This window comes from Empedobacter brevis NBRC 14943 = ATCC 43319 (genome assembly GCF_000382425.1).
Classification (GTDB): Bacteria; Bacteroidota; Bacteroidia; order Flavobacteriales; family Weeksellaceae; genus Empedobacter; species Empedobacter brevis.
On record NZ_KB908294.1, the window covers coordinates 48,856 to 64,519 of the forward strand.

The window sequence follows — 15,664 nt, forward strand, 5'->3', positions numbered from 1 at the left end:
TTATGAAGATTGTTTAACTTTCCTAAAATTTCAGAATTTGTTACAAGCAGGCGACTTCAAAATTTACAATGCATCTGCCGGTGCAGGTAAAACGTATACTTTGGTAAAAGAATTTCTTTCGTTATTATTCACCAACGAAAGTGATTATCATTTCGAGCATATTCTAGCAATTACATTTACCAACAAAGCAGCCGGCGAAATGAAAGAACGTCTAATCGAAACGTTGGAAAAAATTGCTAAAAATCCTCATCCTAAAGAAGATCCGTATATTCTCGAATTAGCTTCAGAGCTGAAGATGAAGCCTGAAATCATCAAAATAAAAGCGTACAATATTCTGATTGCGATTCTTCACAATTATTCAAAATTTTCGATTTCTACGATTGATAAATTTAATCTGAGATTAATGAAATCGTTTGCACAAGATTTAGGTCTATCCATGAATTTTGATGTCGAAATGAATACCACTGAAATTATTAATGAATCAGTAGATTTATTGTATTCAAAAATCGGAGAGGATGAAAAGCTGACGCAAACAATGATTAAAATTGCGTTGGATAACATGGACGAAAATAAATCCTGGGACATTCGAAAAACGCTTTCTTCTGACACTTCTGACATTTCAAACGATCGACATTTACACGATTTGGAAAAACTAAAAAACATTTCACTTGACGAATTTATTCGTTACAGAAAAGTTATTTTTGAGGATATAAAGACACTAAAAGAGGGTTTAATTTCAGTTGGAAATGATTTTTTCAACTTACTTGCAAACAATGGAATTTCTGTTAATGAATTACCTGGAAAAAGCAGAGGTATTGCCGCATTTTTTCAAAAACTAAAAAATTATGATGGCTTTGGTTTGATTTTACCAACTGATGCAAATTCGAAAGACATGTTGGAAGAAGGTTATCTTTCCAAAGTAAAAGACACAACAGCTGAATCTATCTTTCCTGAAATTAAAACGTTGTTCGAAAAAGCTACAAATATCAACGATCATTTGCTTTTATTAACCTCAATACAAAAAAATATTTCATCCATCTCCCTGATTAATGAAGTAGAAAAATCATTGGATTCCATCAAAAAAGATTCAAATGTTTTATTGATAAATGAATTCAATACCATTATCAGTAAAAATCTTCAACAACAACCTGCCAATTTTATATACGAAAGAATTGGTTCACGATACAATCATTATTTTATCGATGAGTTTCAAGATACTTCAACTTTACAATGGAACAATTTAAATCCGTTAGTTGAAAATGCACGTGCTCAATCGGATACCATTATGCTGGTTGGCGATGCGAAACAATCTATTTATCGGTGGCGCGGCGGAAATCCTGCTCAGATGATTGATTTAATTGATCGAAAAGAAGAAGAAAATATAAAAGTTGAAGAGTTAGAAAAAAACTGGCGAAGTCACGAAAACATCATTCAGTTTAACAATGAATTGTATTCATTTATTGCACCTCAACTTAATTTATCTAGCTTTCAATACTTGTATGAAATCGGAAATAAACAATTCGTAAATGATCAAAAAGAAGGTTTTGTCAAAATCAATTTTATTGAGCAAGAAGGACGTTCAAAAGATTTGTTTAAAGAACAAAACTTAGCATTAGTTTTGAAAACCATCGAAGATTGTCGTTCAAATGGCTTTTCGTTAAGCGACATTGCTATTTTAGTTCGTAGCAACGCACAAGGCGTACTATTGGCAAAATATTTAACAGAGAACAAGTTGGTTGTGATTTCGAATGAAGCTTTATTGTTGAAAAATTCGTTTGAAATTCAGTTGATTGAATATTTATTCAAAATCACTTCAAATCCAATGGACGAGCAATCTAAAATTCGTTTCTTGATGGTAGCTTATGAATTAGAATTGTTCCAAACTGAAGATTTAACAATCACTGTGGAAGAAGCTTTAAAAGAAGGTTTGACAAAATTTCTGAAAGTAACCAAAACACTTGGAATTGATTTAGATTTTATTCAGGATCAAAATCTTTCTTTGTACGATTTTACTGAAAAAGCAATTCGAACATTGCATCTACAAAACCGTTCACCTGCTTATATTTTGAGTTTTTTGGATGTTATTTTAGACTACTCTTCTAAAAACGAATCAGACCTCAATTCTTTTCTCGAGTTTTGGTCGACCATTAAAGACAAAGCCAGTATCAAAACACCAAAAGGAGTTGATGCCATTCAAATTATGACAATTCATAAATCGAAAGGATTAGAATTTCCTGTGGTTATTTTACCTTTTTTAGATTGGCAAAGTAAAAATTCAAAAATTTGGATTCCGTTGCAAAAAGATGAAGAAAACCCTTTCGATACTTTTTATGTTGGAATTAACAATGAATTAAAATCAATTAAAAACGAAGCGATAAAATCTAAAATTGACGAAGAAGAAAATTTGGTTCAACTTGACGAAATCAATACTCTTTATGTTGCTACAACACGCGCTAAAGAACAATTGTATATGATTGCTCAGAAACCAAAAGAATCTTCAAAATCAAAAAATATTGCAAATTATTTGTACGAATTTGTTTCTTATCATGGTTACACTGATGATGAAGTAATTTTAAAAGGTTCTCCTAAAAGAATTTCTACACCAAAATTCGTTGGAAATGCTTCAGCAGAATTGAAACTTTATTCTTCCGATTGGAATACCCGCTTGGTAATCAATACCAATTCGGAAAAAGCCCAGGAAAAATTAAAATTTACCGAGTTTGGTAATACAATTCACACAATTTTATCGCAAATTGTCACCCAAGAGGATTTGCCTCAAATTATTGAAAATGAGAAACAGCGTGGAACAATTTCTGCTGAAAATGTAGCCCATTTGCAAAAAACCTTGCAGAATTTATTACAAGATGTTAAATTAGTTCCCTATTTTGCTGATGGTTTGACTATTTTGAATGAACGTGATTTTATCGATCAAAGTGGACAAATTTTCAGGGCCGATCGTGTTGTCATTGATGCTGAAAATAATTGTTCGATTATCGATTACAAAACTGGTCAACCTGATTTAGACCATCATTTTCAAGTCAATAGATATGCTGATTTTTTTGAGAATTTGGGTTATAAAATTCAATCTAAAATCTTGATCTATATTGACGATGAACAGCAAAAAATAAATGTTGTAGAGGTATATTGATGAATGAAAATGTAAAATTAAAATTAGCGAGTTTACCCGAAACACCAGGTGTTTATCAGTATTATAACAAAAAAGGAGATTTGTTATACATTGGTAAAGCAAAAAATTTGAAACGCCGTGTTAATTCGTATTTCAATAAACAACACGATTCGAAACGTTTACGTGTTCTGGTAAGTAATATCGAAACGATTGAAACCATAAACGTTAATTCTGAATATGATGCGTTGTTATTGGAAAATAATTTAATTAAGGAACATCAGCCGCGCTACAACATCTTATTAAGAGATGACAAAACCTATCCTTGGATTTGTATTAAAAACGAACGGTTTCCGCGTATTTTTTCCACTCGAAATGTGATCAAAGATGGTTCTGAATATTTCGGACCCTATTCTAACGTCAAAACCATGAAAGTTTTGTTGAGTTTAATTAAAGAATTGTACCCCATCAGAACATGTTCATATGATTTGAGCGAAAAAAATATTGAACAGCACAAATTCAAAGTTTGTTTAGAATATCACATCGGAAATTGTCTTGGACCTTGCGAAGGTTTCCAAAGCGAAGAGGAATACAACGAACAAATTACCGCAATTCGTAATATTATCAAAGGAGAATTTAACGAAGCCAAACAATATCTGGTCAATCAAATGACGAAATATGCAGTAGATTTGAAATTTGAGAAAGCACAAATCGTTAAAGAAAAAATCGAAGCTTTACAGCATTACCAAGCGCGATCAACTATTGTTTCTCCTACAATTACAAATGTTGATGTTTTTTCGATTTCGTCCGACGAAGAATATGCCTATGTCAATTTCATGAAAATTTATCATGGTGCTATTATTCAGTCTCATACAGAAGAATGGAAAAAGAAATTGGACGAAACGGACGAAGATTTACTGGAACGGGCTATTATTGATTTTTCAGAACGATTTAATTTAACTTCTAAAGAAATTTATGTTCCTTTTGAATTAAGTTTAGAAATTCCTTTCCGAAAAATTACAGTTCCCAAAATCGGAGAGAAAAAACATATCGTTGATTTATCCTTGAAAAATACACGAATTTATCGTTTAGAACAGCTCAAACAAACCAAAATTGTTGATCCTGATCGTCATACCAATCGCATCATGAATCAGATGAAGGTGGATTTGCGTTTACCGGAAGAACCAAGACACATAGAAGGTTTTGACAACTCTAATATCCAAGGGACAAATCCGGTTTCGGCGTGTGTTGTTTTTAAGAATGGAAAACCGAGCAAAAAGGATTATCGAATTTTCAATGTCAAAACAGTTGAAGGCCCAAATGACTTCGCAACAATGGAAGAAGTCATCGAGCGGCGATATTCCAGAATTTTGGCAGAAGGAGAATCATTGCCGCAATTGATTTTGATCGATGGAGGAAAAGGTCAATTAAGTTCCGCTTTGAAATCAATTGACAGATTAGGTTTACGTGGCAAAGTTTCTGTGATTGGAATTGCAAAACGTTTGGAAGAGATTTATTATCCGGATGATCCTTATCCTCTTTATTTAGATAAAAATTCTGAAACACTAAAAGTGCTTCAGCATGTTCGGGACGAATCGCACCGTTTTGGAATTACACGCCATAGAAATCGCCGAAGCAAAAATGCGTACAATTCTGTTTTAGAGAAAATAGAAGGGATTGGTCCGCAAACAATTAAAGAATTATTAACAAATTTTAAGTCGGTAGAAAGAATAAAAAACGCATCTTTGTTAGAGTTAACTGATCTTATAGGAAAATCTAAAGCAAAAAAAATAAAAGATTATTTTTCGAATGATGAAAAATCTACTAATTGACAGAGATTTAACTTCTCTTTTGAACAACCCGAAATTACAAGCCATTTTGGCAATTGTTCCTATCACCTTATTTGTTCTTGGCTTATTAAGTTATTTTGGTATTTTTTATTCTATGTTCAGCACACTTGATGCTCAGCTAGGGCATATGGGAAATTCCAAATCATTATTAAGTGCTTTGTTAGGAAACCTTATTATATTCATTTTCTTAGTGTTGATGAGTTTCTTTACAGGAGTTATTTCCTTTGTTTACTTTATTGTACATGCTTTAAAAAATCCTAATCTAATTAAAAGTGATGACCGTTTAGTTTGGATTACGGCAATTATCTTTGGCAATGGAATAGGAATATTCATCTATTGGCTTGTACAAATCAAACGAAAAAAACCTCGTCCTGTTATCGATTTATACACAGACGATATTTAAAATATAAAACTGCTTTACAATTTCATAAAGCAGTTTTTTTTATCTTATCAATCAAAATTTCGTACCTTTTCTACTCTAAATCATGAAATTATGAACATAGTAGAACTATTGGTAACAGAATTGCAAAACGAATATCAAATAACAAAAGAATTTGTTGCAAAATTTCCAAGTGATAAGGCAGATTATAAGCCACATGAAAAAAGTATGGATATCACAACTTTGACAAATCATATTGTCGAAATTTTTGCTTGGCCGGCTCTAATTTTAACAACAGATAAATTAGACTTTGCAGCCGGAGATTACAAGCCTACAAATTATACAACTGCTGATGATTTACTGAAGAAATTAGATGCTGATGATCAAGTTGGAAAAGAAGCGTTAGAAAATGCATCTGAAGATGATTTAATCAAAAATTGGAAAATAGTAGCCGGAGAAACTGTTTATGCTGATTATACAAAATATGAAGCAATTCGTCATGCATTGAATCAAATTACACATCACCGCGCTCAATTAGGTGTTTATTTCCGTTTACTTGGCATTGCTTTACCTTCAAGCTATGGTCCAAGTGCTGATTCTCAAAAATTTTAAATAAAAAAAGACCTCTTAACAAGAGGTCTTAAAATCATAATTAGTGTTAATTCATATTACTTAATTGGTAATATCATTTACTCAAAAATATAACATATATCATCTTTAAACAAATCTAGTTAAGATTTTTTTTAATAATTCTTAACATTTTTATTAGATTCTCACTTTTCAATCAGTTTTTTTTATTTTATCTAAATAAGACATCAAGAAAAAACAGGATTTATTATGAATATCAAAAAAAGCTTTCGATAAATTCGAAAGCTTTTTTTCTATTTTTAAAAATAATCGTCTAGTTAAACAAAAGGTGTTTTCACAACTTCCGCTAATATATTTTTATCTCGAATCTGAATTCGGATTGAAGTTCCAACTTTTGCAAAATCTGTATGCACATAAGCCAAACCTATTCCTTGTTTCAGCATTGGAGATTGAGTTCCAGAAGTCACAATACCGATTGTATTTTCATGATCATCAACCACTTTATAATCGTGACGAGGAATCCCTCTTTCAATCATCTTGAAACCAACTAACTTCTTTTCTACTCCTGCTTCTTTTTGTGCTTTTAAAATATCAGAAGAAATAAAGTTTGTGTCCAATTTCGTTACCCAACCTAAACCTGCTTCGTATGGAGTTGTCTCATCATTGATATCGTTTCCATACAGACAATATCCTTTTTCCAAACGCAATGTATCACGAGAAGCCAATCCACATGGTTCAATCTCGAAAGGTTTACCGGCTTCCATCACTTTATCCCACATTTCATTCGCTTGTTCGTTCGCAAAATAAATTTCAAAACCGCCCGAACCAGTATATCCTGTTGCTGAGATAATCACATTATCTATCCCTGCAAATGTCCCAATAGCAAAGTGATAAAAAGGAATCTCTGATAAATTAATTGCCGTTAAAGACTGCATCGCTTCAATTGCTTTTGGTCCTTGAATTGCCAACAAAGACATTTCATCCGACTTATTTGTCAATTCTACTCCAAATGTATTGTGCTTGTTCATCCAGTCCCAATCTTTCTCAATATTAGAAGCATTGACTACTGCCATCCATTCATCATCAGAGATTTTGTAAATAATTAAATCATCTACAATTCCTCCTTTTTCATTGGGCATTGCGTTATATTGAGCTTGACCAACTGCAACTTTTGTTACATCATTCGTCAGTAAATATTGTAATAAATCTGTTGCTTTTTCTCCTTTTAAAAAGAATTGTCCCATGTGAGAAACGTCAAAAACACCAACCTTTTCGCGAACAGCAAAATGTTCTTGGTTAACACCTGCGTATTGCACTGGCATTTCATATCCAGCAAAAGGAACCATTTTTGCACCTAAATCTTTGTGCTTTTGGTTTAATGCAGTTACTTTCATTGTTTGTTTGCTTTGATAAGTTTATAATTCTCCCAAAAATAAGGAATTAATTGTTAGGAAGATTTCTTAATAGTGAAGATTATCTAATTTTATGAATAATTTTTAGATCTCCTGTAGTCGCCTTATAAGGCTCGAAACGCATAATTGATTTTCCTTTGCCAAACTTATTCATAAATTTTTCGTTTATTTTTCCAGATAGTTTTACGGGTTGACAACCTTCGCAAGGAACAATCAGAATGGTATCATTCACTTTTCCTTTTATTTTTACAATTTCGTACGAATAATCTTTATCCAAACGTGATTTAATACTATTTTCAAGTGACTGATCAAAGTTTTTTACAAAGAAAACCCGTCGGTCTTTATTGCTTCCAATAATAATCGCTACACCAACTAAAATTAATAAAACGACAATTGATATCGTCAAAATTTTTTTAAAATCCATCTTTTTGGTTAATTCGTAGTTTAAAAGTAATAATTCATTCCCAATGAAAAAAATATTCATTTTATTTCCTATCTTTTTCATCTTATTTACATTGACAATGAATAGTTGCTCAAAGATGAAAATTGCAACAGAAGAACAATTTATTTCAATCAAAAATATTCAAAATGGGGATTTGATTTTTGTTGGTGCACAAACCGAAGAACTTTCAGGTGCAATTAGTCGGGTGACTAAGCTATCTGACCAAACAAATTTTGATCATGTTGGATTGATTGAAAAAACATCTGATTCTATTTTTGTTTTGCATGCTGCTCCAATGGGAGGATCGCAACGAGAAGAAATTCATCATTTTTATACTTCACAAACCGAAAAAAATAATCAAATTGTCATTTATCGTCTCAAAAAAGAATATCAATCAACGATTCCTCATGCAATTGAAAAAGCAAAAACCATGCTCGGAAAACCTTATAATTGGTTATATATTTTGAATGATAACGAATTATATTGTTCGGATTTTGTGGAAAGAGCTTTTCGTGATGATAAAGTTTTTGAGCTGATTCCGATGAATTTCAAAAATAAAGAAACCGGAATTATTGATAATTTTTGGGTAGATTTTTATCGTAAAAAAGGAAAAGAAGTTCCACAAGACGAACCAGGAACCAATCCGAATCAATTGGCAACTTCTGAAAAACTAATCAGAATTGGAGAATTTAAACTCTAACTTATCTGATTTAAAAAAAATTATTTCAAAATCAAACACGTTTTTTAAAACAATAAATGGAAAATTATAAAAAACAAATATGAAATGGGAATAATCCCTACTTTTACCATATGAAACAAAATATCATTTATAGTATCATTTTCTTTTTCGTGTTGTTTGGACTAAAATATTTGTTTGATAAAAGCGATACACAATCGATGTTAATTACTTCGGGAATTGGTGCAGCAATCTTTTTTGTTTACCGTGTGCTTGTCCGAAAAATGTTATACAAACAAAAAGACCAGGAAAACTAATTTCTCTGGTCTTTTTTTATCGCTTTCATCGCTTCTTCGATATGCACATTGGCCACATTCGAAACAATATGTTCTATTAGTTGTCCTTGTTTATTGAATACAAATGTTTCACGCGGCGTGAGTAATCCAAATTTCTTTTTAATTCCTAACAACTTCGACAATTTTGCTCCTTTATCCGAAAGCAATGGAAAATTGAGCTGATGTTTCGTATAAAATCTTTCGTGCGAAGAAGTTGATTGCCCATTAATTCCGACTACAACAGCATCTAATGCATTAAAATCTGCATTTACATCACGAAATTCACATACTTCTTTTGTACACGTTGGTGTAAAGTCCATCGGATAAAAGAAAAGGACAAAGTATTTTTTGTATAAAAATTCGTCCGAATTGAACCAATTTCCTTTGTTATCTTCCAACGAAAAAGTTGGGATATGACTTCCTATTTTCATTCGCCAGTGTATTCTACAAAATTACGAGGAGTCTCATATAATGTTACTTTCAATTCTAAGCCTGAAGCTAATTTTGCACGAATTTTATTCCAAATCAAAATCACAATATTCTCAGCTGTCGGATTAACAGTTTTAAATTCTTCAATGTCTACATTTAGATTTTTGTGATCCAGGTAATCTTCGACTTCAACTTCAATAATTTTACGTAACTGATCCAAATTCATCACAAATCCGGTTTCCGGATCAACTTCTCCTTTTACCGAAACTATAATTTCATAATTATGTCCATGATAATTCGGATAAGAACATTTTCCAAAAACTTTAAAATTTTGTTCGTCGCTCCAAGTTTGATTAAATAATCGATGTGCTGCGTTAAAATGTGCTTTTCTGTTGACCGTCACTTTCATCTGTATAATTATTTATTCTTCAATATACGAAACGTAATGTTCAAAAATTATTTTGAACCAAGCCGTATAATTCTGAGGATTTTTTTCTATATCTTTTTTCAAATCATCTAACTCTACCCAACGATAAGCCATCACTTCATCCGGATTCAAATTTGGCTCATCGTCAAATGTCCCAATAAAAACGTGATCCAGTTCATGTTCTGTTAAGTCATTTTCCAAATGAGCTTTATAAATAAAATTAAATTTATATTCCAATTCACAATCAAACCCCATTTCTTCTTGTAAACGTCTATGTGCAGCTTCTTCATAAGTTTCCTTATCACGCGGATGGCTGCAACACGTATTGGTCCACAGTGTCGGAGAATGATATTTAGTTGCAGCTCTTTGCTGAATCATCAATTCACCTTTCGAATTGAAAACAAAAACAGAAAATGCACGATGCAACAATCCGGCTACATGAGCTTGTTGTTTCTCCATCAATCCTAATTTTTGATCATCTTGATCAACTAAAACTACGAATTCTTTCATGTAACAAAAATAACCTTTTATACAGGATTAAAAAAGAAGTTCAATTTCTTTGTGTTTAAACTCTCTCAATTCTTGGTTAATTTCAATCAAAAGATTTCCGGCTTCATTCACATCACGAATAATTCCATTCGTTTCCTCCCCGTTTAATATAAATGTAGAATTTTCATCTTTTCTAAACAAATTATCCAAATAAGTTTGATGAATTTGATTGAAATCTTTCTGTTCTAAAATGGAATATTCTGCCTCAAATAAATGCATTAAACCTGCCAAAATTTCCTCGATGTCATATTCTTTGTCAGTCACTTTCCGAATTGATGTAGCTTTTGGTAACTGATTAAAATCAGTTTGATTCACATTCATTCCAATTCCAATTACCGAATTCATCCTTCCATTCGACCGGTGGTTTTCAATCAAAATGCCACACACCTTTTTATCATTGAGAATAATATCATTCGGCCATTTTACGTTTGATTTTGAATGAAATTGTTTTAAAAATAGACAAATAACATTCGAAATCCATTCGTTGAAATAGATTAATTCTTGAAAACTATAATCCGTTTTCAGTAAAAAACTAAAGGTTAAATTTTCGCCAGCAGTCACCTTCCATTCATTTCCAGCATAACCTTTTCCTTTTGTTTGATTTTTAGCATGTATGACAGTCCAACTATTGGCATCTTTTTTGGACAATTCCACTAAGAACTCATTCGTATTAGGCAAAGAATCAAAACTAATTAAGTACATTTTTTTTACTACTTTTATACAGTGGTTAAAGTTATTTTAAAAAGTTTAAACTTTAATAAGGATTCACTAAATTTGCGAATTACAAAATAAAAGATGATAGATACTCAATATACAAAAGACTTGCTGGATAGCATTGTTGATGGAATTACAAATGTTAAAGGAGAAGAAATTACCATTCTAGACTTAAGAGAAATTGAAAATGCATTTTGCCAGTACTTTGTTATTTGTACAGGAAATTCTAATACACAAGTTAGTGCTTTAGCAGCTTCTATAGAAAGAACTGTAAAAACAGAAATGTCTGAAAGACCTTTTCATGTAGAAGGTACTCAAAATAACCAATGGGTTTTGATCGATTACACCAATGTCATTGTCCATATTTTCCAAAAAGAATACAGAGAATATTACGATATCGAAAGTCTTTGGGGTGATGCCATAGAGACACGTATCGAAATGGAATATTAATCATAACTGAAACCAAAAAAAAATTGAAAAAAAATAATTTTAAACCTTCGGGGTTTAATCCTACATGGATTTATGCTATAATAGGATTATTGCTGATTGCCTTTCTGTTATTTTCTGATAATATTGGCGGTGTAGGCGGTACTACTAAAAATATTGACCGTACAACATTTCTTACTTATGTAGAAAAAGGATATGTCAAAGAAGCTGATTTAGAAAAAGAAACCGGACGAGTTAGTGTTTATTTAACTGATGCGGCACTGAATACGGAAGAATTTAAGAAATTCAAAAAATCAAATGAATCTTTAAACCCTTTTGCTACAGGTGCTCCTAATTTTACATTTAATGTCGCTGATGCAGGAAATTTTGAAAAAGATTTTTATGCGAATGTGGAAAAAAGTCCAAATAAGACTGCAAAACTTAATACGCTTGTATCAAATGGTTTTGGAGGATTATTTATGAATCTTTTCATTTCACTAATTTTCTTCGGATTAATTTACTTCTTACTGTTCAGAAGAATGGGTGCTGGAGGATCTGCCGGAGGAGGTGGAGGGATTTTCTCTGTAGGGAAATCGAAAGCTAAATTATTTGAAGGTGATGACCACATCAAAACAACTTTCAAAGATGTAGCCGGATTAGAAGGTGCAAAAGAAGAAATTGAAGAGATTGTTGAATTCTTAAAACATCCTGAAAAATTCACAAAATTAGGTGGACGAATTCCTAAAGGAGCCTTATTAGTAGGACCTCCTGGAACAGGTAAGACCTTATTAGCAAAAGCTGTAGCTGGAGAAGCAAAAGTTCCTTTCTTCTCATTATCAGGTTCAGATTTTGTTGAAATGTTTGTAGGAGTTGGTGCCTCTCGTGTGCGAGATTTATTTAAAAACGCAAAAGAAAAATCCCCTTCAATTATCTTTATTGATGAAGTTGATGCAATTGGACGTGCACGTGGAAAATCAAACTTCACAGGCTCTAACGATGAACGTGAGAATACATTGAATCAGTTGTTAACAGAAATGGATGGTTTTGGAACAGAATCTAATGTCATCGTGATTGCTGCCACAAACCGTGCTGATGTATTGGATAAAGCTTTGATGCGTCCAGGTCGTTTTGACCGTATTATTCACGTTGATTTACCTGAATTGAACGAACGTAAAGAAATTTTCGCAGTTCACTTGCGTCCTTTAAAATTAGGAGAAGATGTTGAAATTGAATTTTTAGCTAAACAAACACCGGGATTTTCCGGTGCAGATATCTTCAATGTTTGTAACGAAGCTGCTCTAGTTGCTGCTCGTAAAAACAAAGAAGTGGTAGAAAAACAAGACTTTTTAGATGCTGTTGACCGTATTATTGGTGGATTAGAGAAGAAAAGTAAAGTCATTAAACCTTCTGAGAAAAAACGTATTGCTTACCACGAAGCTGGTCATGCAACAATCGGATGGTTAACTGAACATGCTGCTCCATTGGTAAAAGTGACGATTGTTCCTCGTGGACGTTCATTAGGTGCTGCTTGGTATTTACCGGAAGAAAGACAAATTACAACGACAGAACAATTGTTAGACGAAATGTGTATGACAATGGGAGGTCGTGCTGCTGAGGAAGTCGTTTTTAGTAATATTTCTACAGGTGCATTAAGTGATTTAGAAAAAGTTACAAAACAAGCTTCTGCCATGGTTAGTATCTATGGTTTAAACAAAGAAGTTGGAAATGTATCTTATTATGATTCATCCGGACAAAACGAATATGGATTCAGTAAACCTTATTCTGAACAAACTGCTCAGGTAATTGATAAAGAAGTTAAAACAATGATCGAAGCTCAATACGATAGAGCAAAAGATATTTTGCGTGAACACCGTGATCAATTAGATGTTTTAGCTCAAAAATTAATTGAGAAAGAAGTTATTTTCAGAGAAGATTTAGAAGAAATTTTCGGACCAAGAAAATTTGTCAATGAGTTGGATCAATCAGAAGATAAACAAGAACAAATTATTGAAACTGATCCGGAACAAATTATTCAGCCAGAATCTGGAAACGATATTTAATTTTACAAGTTAAATTTTCTATTATAATTTAAAAAATCGTCTTAATAAGACGATTTTTTTTTTACATCATATTAGTATTAACAAAATTTGTTACCTTTAGGCTGAAATCGTATAATATTGTACAAAATCATAAGTTTCCATGTGGAAAGCAATTAAAAACCTACTAAAAAAAGCGATAGAGAAACCTGAGGATAAAGAGGATAATAATCACATCGATTTGTTTCATCCTAATTATTCTGAGCACAACGTTTCTATGGACGAAGTTTTTGCGACAAACTTCAATGCTGGTGGTGGGCATTTTTTATTCTGTGATAATAATCAAGAAGCTTTTCAAAACTTAAAAGAAATTATCCATTACGAAAATGTTACGGAGTTGATTTGCCTTGATCCTAAACTTCAAGAAATATTAACAAACATTCAGATTCCTTATGTGGAAAACCCTTGTGACTCGCGATATACGCTTAGTTTTCTTAGTTGTGAGTTTCTAATCGCCTTTGATGGCAGTATTATGTTATCGGCACATCAAACTTGCGGAAGAAATATAGATGATTTTCCATCAAATTTTATTATCTATGCACGCCCATCGCAATTAGTAGAAAATGTTGGTGCGGCATTACAAAAATTACGAACATTAAAAAAAGACAACCTTCCATCTAAAATAACTTCTATTCGTGGGAAAAACATGCATAAATTTCCAAATGTACAGAATGCGAAGAATATTTATTTGTTATTGGTTGAAGAATAGAGATGAAAAACTTAGCAATTAGAGCTTTCTCGGGACTTATTTACGCACTTATTATATTTTTCGGTACAACAATACATCCAAAAGGTTTAATCGTTTTGATGATGGTTTTCGGACTTTTTTGTTTGTACGAATTCTTTAAAATCACCAATCTTAAGAATAAACTTTACCAATTAGGAGCGCTTGTAGCAGCTTTAATTGTTTTTGGATATTATGGAAAAGAGTTTCTTGAAGCTTTCGAAACTTCAAACCATTATTACTTTCATTTAAGAAGTTTGTATTTTATTATTCCTGTTTTATTTACCTTCAGTATTTATGTTATTTTCAAATCAACCAATGAATTATTAAATGATTTCGGAAAAGCTACATTAGGATTAACCTACATTATTGCTCCTTTTGCCGTTGCTCTAACGTTACCAAGTTTTGATTACCACTTAGGAGAGAAAGCAATGCATTACGAAGTTTTCTTTGTGTTTTTATTGCTTTGGTGCAGTGATACATTTGCTTATTTAACAGGGAATCTAATTGGAAAACATAAATTAGCCCCAAAAATTTCGGGTGCAAAAACTTGGGAAGGATTTTTTGGTGGAATTATTTTTACATTACTAGCCGGATTTTTTATTCAGAAATATTTTGGAGAAAACTTACATGGAAATTGGATGGTTATCGGCTTAATTGTCGCTGCATTAGGCCCATTGGGAGATTTAACAGAATCTAAATTGAAACGTTTTTTTAATGTAAAAGACAGCAGTAATTTAATTCCTGGCCATGGCGGTTTTTTAGATCGACTAGATAGCTTTATATTTGTCGTACCATTTGTTTATTTATATTATTTATTCATATATACTTTATGAAACTTCACAGAGAAGGAACAGCAATTTTGATAGGTTGTTTAATTTTATTTGCAATCGCTACAGGAGTATTACATTATTTTTTCCCTGTTTATGGTTTTTATTTCGCTTTACCGTTATGGGTTACTTACGGATTTATCGTATGGTTTTTCCGAAATCCGATTAGAGAATCAGATTCATCTGAAAACTGCGTTATTGCGCCTGTAGATGGAAAAGTTGTGGTATTAGAAGAAGTTTACGAAAGTGAATTTTTAAATCAGAAATGTATTCAATTGTCTATTTTCATGACGCCGCTTAACGTACATGTAACACGTTACCCTGTCAATGGAAAAGTCATTTATTCTAAGTACCATCCGGGAAAATTCTTGGTAGCATTTCATCCAAAGTCATCTGAATTAAATGAAAGAACAACCGTTGTTGTTGAAAATTCGGATCACACAAAAGTTCTTTTCAGACAAATAGCCGGTGCTGTAGCACGAAGAATTGTTTGTTATAGTAAGGAGAATGACACTGCTGTAGCAGGAAAAGAATATGGATTTATAAAATTTGGTTCACGTGTTGATATCTTTTTGCCACTTGATACTGAAATAAATGTAAAGGTAGGAGATAAAACAAAAGGTGGAATTCAGAAAATTGCACAATTGAAATAAATCAGTTAGT

General features: G+C 32.1%; 17 protein-coding genes. 11 read left to right on the forward strand and 6 right to left on the reverse strand.

Features of this window, described 5'->3' with window-relative positions; all coding sequences use genetic code 11:
- The first annotated feature begins 37 nt into the window (after window positions 1–37).
- From H277_RS0107295 to H277_RS0107310, 4 genes are all read left to right on the forward strand, one after another.
- The gene (locus H277_RS0107295) at window positions 38–3,148 is read left to right on the forward strand and encodes a UvrD-helicase domain-containing protein (protein ID WP_019974931.1); all 3,111 of its coding nucleotides are present in this window, start codon (window positions 38–40) and stop codon (window positions 3,146–3,148) included.
- Window positions 3,148–4,956, forward strand: coding sequence for an excinuclease ABC subunit UvrC (gene uvrC, locus H277_RS0107300; protein WP_019974932.1), 1,809 nt, complete (start codon window positions 3,148–3,150; stop codon window positions 4,954–4,956). Before H277_RS0107295 ends, uvrC begins: the two co-directional genes overlap by 1 nt.
- Window positions 4,934–5,377 (forward strand): hypothetical protein, encoded by a 444-nt coding sequence (locus H277_RS0107305; protein WP_019974933.1) that lies wholly within the window; start codon window positions 4,934–4,936, stop codon window positions 5,375–5,377. Before uvrC ends, H277_RS0107305 begins: the two co-directional genes overlap by 23 nt.
- Window positions 5,378–5,467: 90 nt before the next feature.
- Entirely contained in the window at window positions 5,468–5,965 is a 498-nt protein-coding gene (locus H277_RS0107310) for a DinB family protein (protein ID WP_019974934.1), read from the forward strand.
- Between the two features lie 293 nt (window positions 5,966–6,258).
- On the opposite strand, the gene gcvT is transcribed toward H277_RS0107310, so the two are convergent.
- A complete protein-coding gene (gene gcvT / locus H277_RS0107315; protein WP_019974935.1) occupies window positions 6,259–7,335 on the reverse strand; it encodes a glycine cleavage system aminomethyltransferase GcvT in 1,077 nt (358 codons plus the stop codon).
- Window positions 7,336–7,414: 79 nt separating this feature from the next.
- Entirely contained in the window at window positions 7,415–7,858 is a 444-nt protein-coding gene (locus tag H277_RS0107320) for a hypothetical protein (protein ID WP_019974936.1), read from the reverse strand.
- Window positions 7,859–7,892: 34 nt separating this feature from the next.
- Here H277_RS0107320 and H277_RS0107325 point away from each other — a divergent pair, with 34 nt between their 5' ends.
- Entirely contained in the window at window positions 7,893–8,495 is a 603-nt protein-coding gene (locus tag H277_RS0107325; RefSeq protein WP_019974937.1) for a YiiX/YebB-like N1pC/P60 family cysteine hydrolase, read from the forward strand.
- 110 nt (window positions 8,496–8,605) lie between these two features.
- Window positions 8,606–8,788 (forward strand): hypothetical protein, encoded by a 183-nt coding sequence (locus H277_RS0107330; protein ID WP_019974938.1) that lies wholly within the window; start codon window positions 8,606–8,608, stop codon window positions 8,786–8,788.
- Here H277_RS0107330 and H277_RS0107335 read toward each other — a convergent pair.
- From H277_RS0107335 to H277_RS0107350, 4 genes are read right to left on the reverse strand one after another with little or no spacing between them, the layout of a single operon-like run.
- Entirely contained in the window at window positions 8,785–9,237 is a 453-nt protein-coding gene (locus tag H277_RS0107335; RefSeq protein WP_019974939.1) for a peroxiredoxin, read from the reverse strand. The genes H277_RS0107330 and H277_RS0107335 overlap by 4 nt on opposite strands.
- Window positions 9,234–9,644, reverse strand: coding sequence for a 6-pyruvoyl trahydropterin synthase family protein (locus H277_RS0107340; RefSeq protein WP_019974940.1), 411 nt, complete (start codon window positions 9,642–9,644; stop codon window positions 9,234–9,236). Before H277_RS0107340 ends, H277_RS0107335 begins: the two co-directional genes overlap by 4 nt.
- A 12-nt stretch (window positions 9,645–9,656) precedes the next feature.
- The gene (gene idi / locus H277_RS0107345) at window positions 9,657–10,172 is read right to left on the reverse strand and encodes an isopentenyl-diphosphate Delta-isomerase (protein ID WP_019974941.1); all 516 of its coding nucleotides are present in this window, start codon (window positions 10,170–10,172) and stop codon (window positions 9,657–9,659) included.
- Between the two features lie 27 nt (window positions 10,173–10,199).
- The gene (locus H277_RS0107350; protein WP_019974942.1) at window positions 10,200–10,913 is read right to left on the reverse strand and encodes a biotin--[acetyl-CoA-carboxylase] ligase; all 714 of its coding nucleotides are present in this window, start codon (window positions 10,911–10,913) and stop codon (window positions 10,200–10,202) included.
- Between the two features lie 93 nt (window positions 10,914–11,006).
- On the opposite strand from H277_RS0107350, the gene rsfS reads away from it, so the two are divergent.
- The 5 genes from rsfS (at window position 11,007) to H277_RS0107375 (ending at window position 15,654) form a co-directional block, all read left to right on the forward strand.
- Complete coding sequence (rsfS, locus tag H277_RS0107355; protein WP_019974943.1) at window positions 11,007–11,375, forward strand: ribosome silencing factor; 369 nt, start codon at window positions 11,007–11,009, stop codon at window positions 11,373–11,375.
- A 23-nt stretch (window positions 11,376–11,398) separates the two neighbouring features.
- On the forward strand, window positions 11,399–13,411 hold the full coding sequence (gene ftsH / locus H277_RS18775) for an ATP-dependent zinc metalloprotease FtsH (protein ID WP_019974944.1): 2,013 nt from the start codon (window positions 11,399–11,401) through the stop codon (window positions 13,409–13,411).
- Between the two features lie 139 nt (window positions 13,412–13,550).
- Window positions 13,551–14,156 carry a hypothetical protein gene (locus H277_RS0107365; protein ID WP_019974945.1) on the forward strand — a complete coding sequence of 202 codons (606 nt, stop codon included), beginning with the start codon at window positions 13,551–13,553 and terminating at the stop codon, window positions 14,154–14,156.
- A gap of 2 nt (window positions 14,157–14,158) precedes the next feature.
- Window positions 14,159–15,007, forward strand: coding sequence for a phosphatidate cytidylyltransferase (locus H277_RS0107370; protein ID WP_019974946.1), 849 nt, complete (start codon window positions 14,159–14,161; stop codon window positions 15,005–15,007).
- Entirely contained in the window at window positions 15,004–15,654 is a 651-nt protein-coding gene (locus H277_RS0107375) for a phosphatidylserine decarboxylase family protein (protein WP_019974947.1), read from the forward strand. The genes H277_RS0107370 and H277_RS0107375 overlap by 4 nt, the downstream gene beginning before the upstream one ends.
- Window positions 15,655–15,664: the final 10 nt, after the last annotated feature.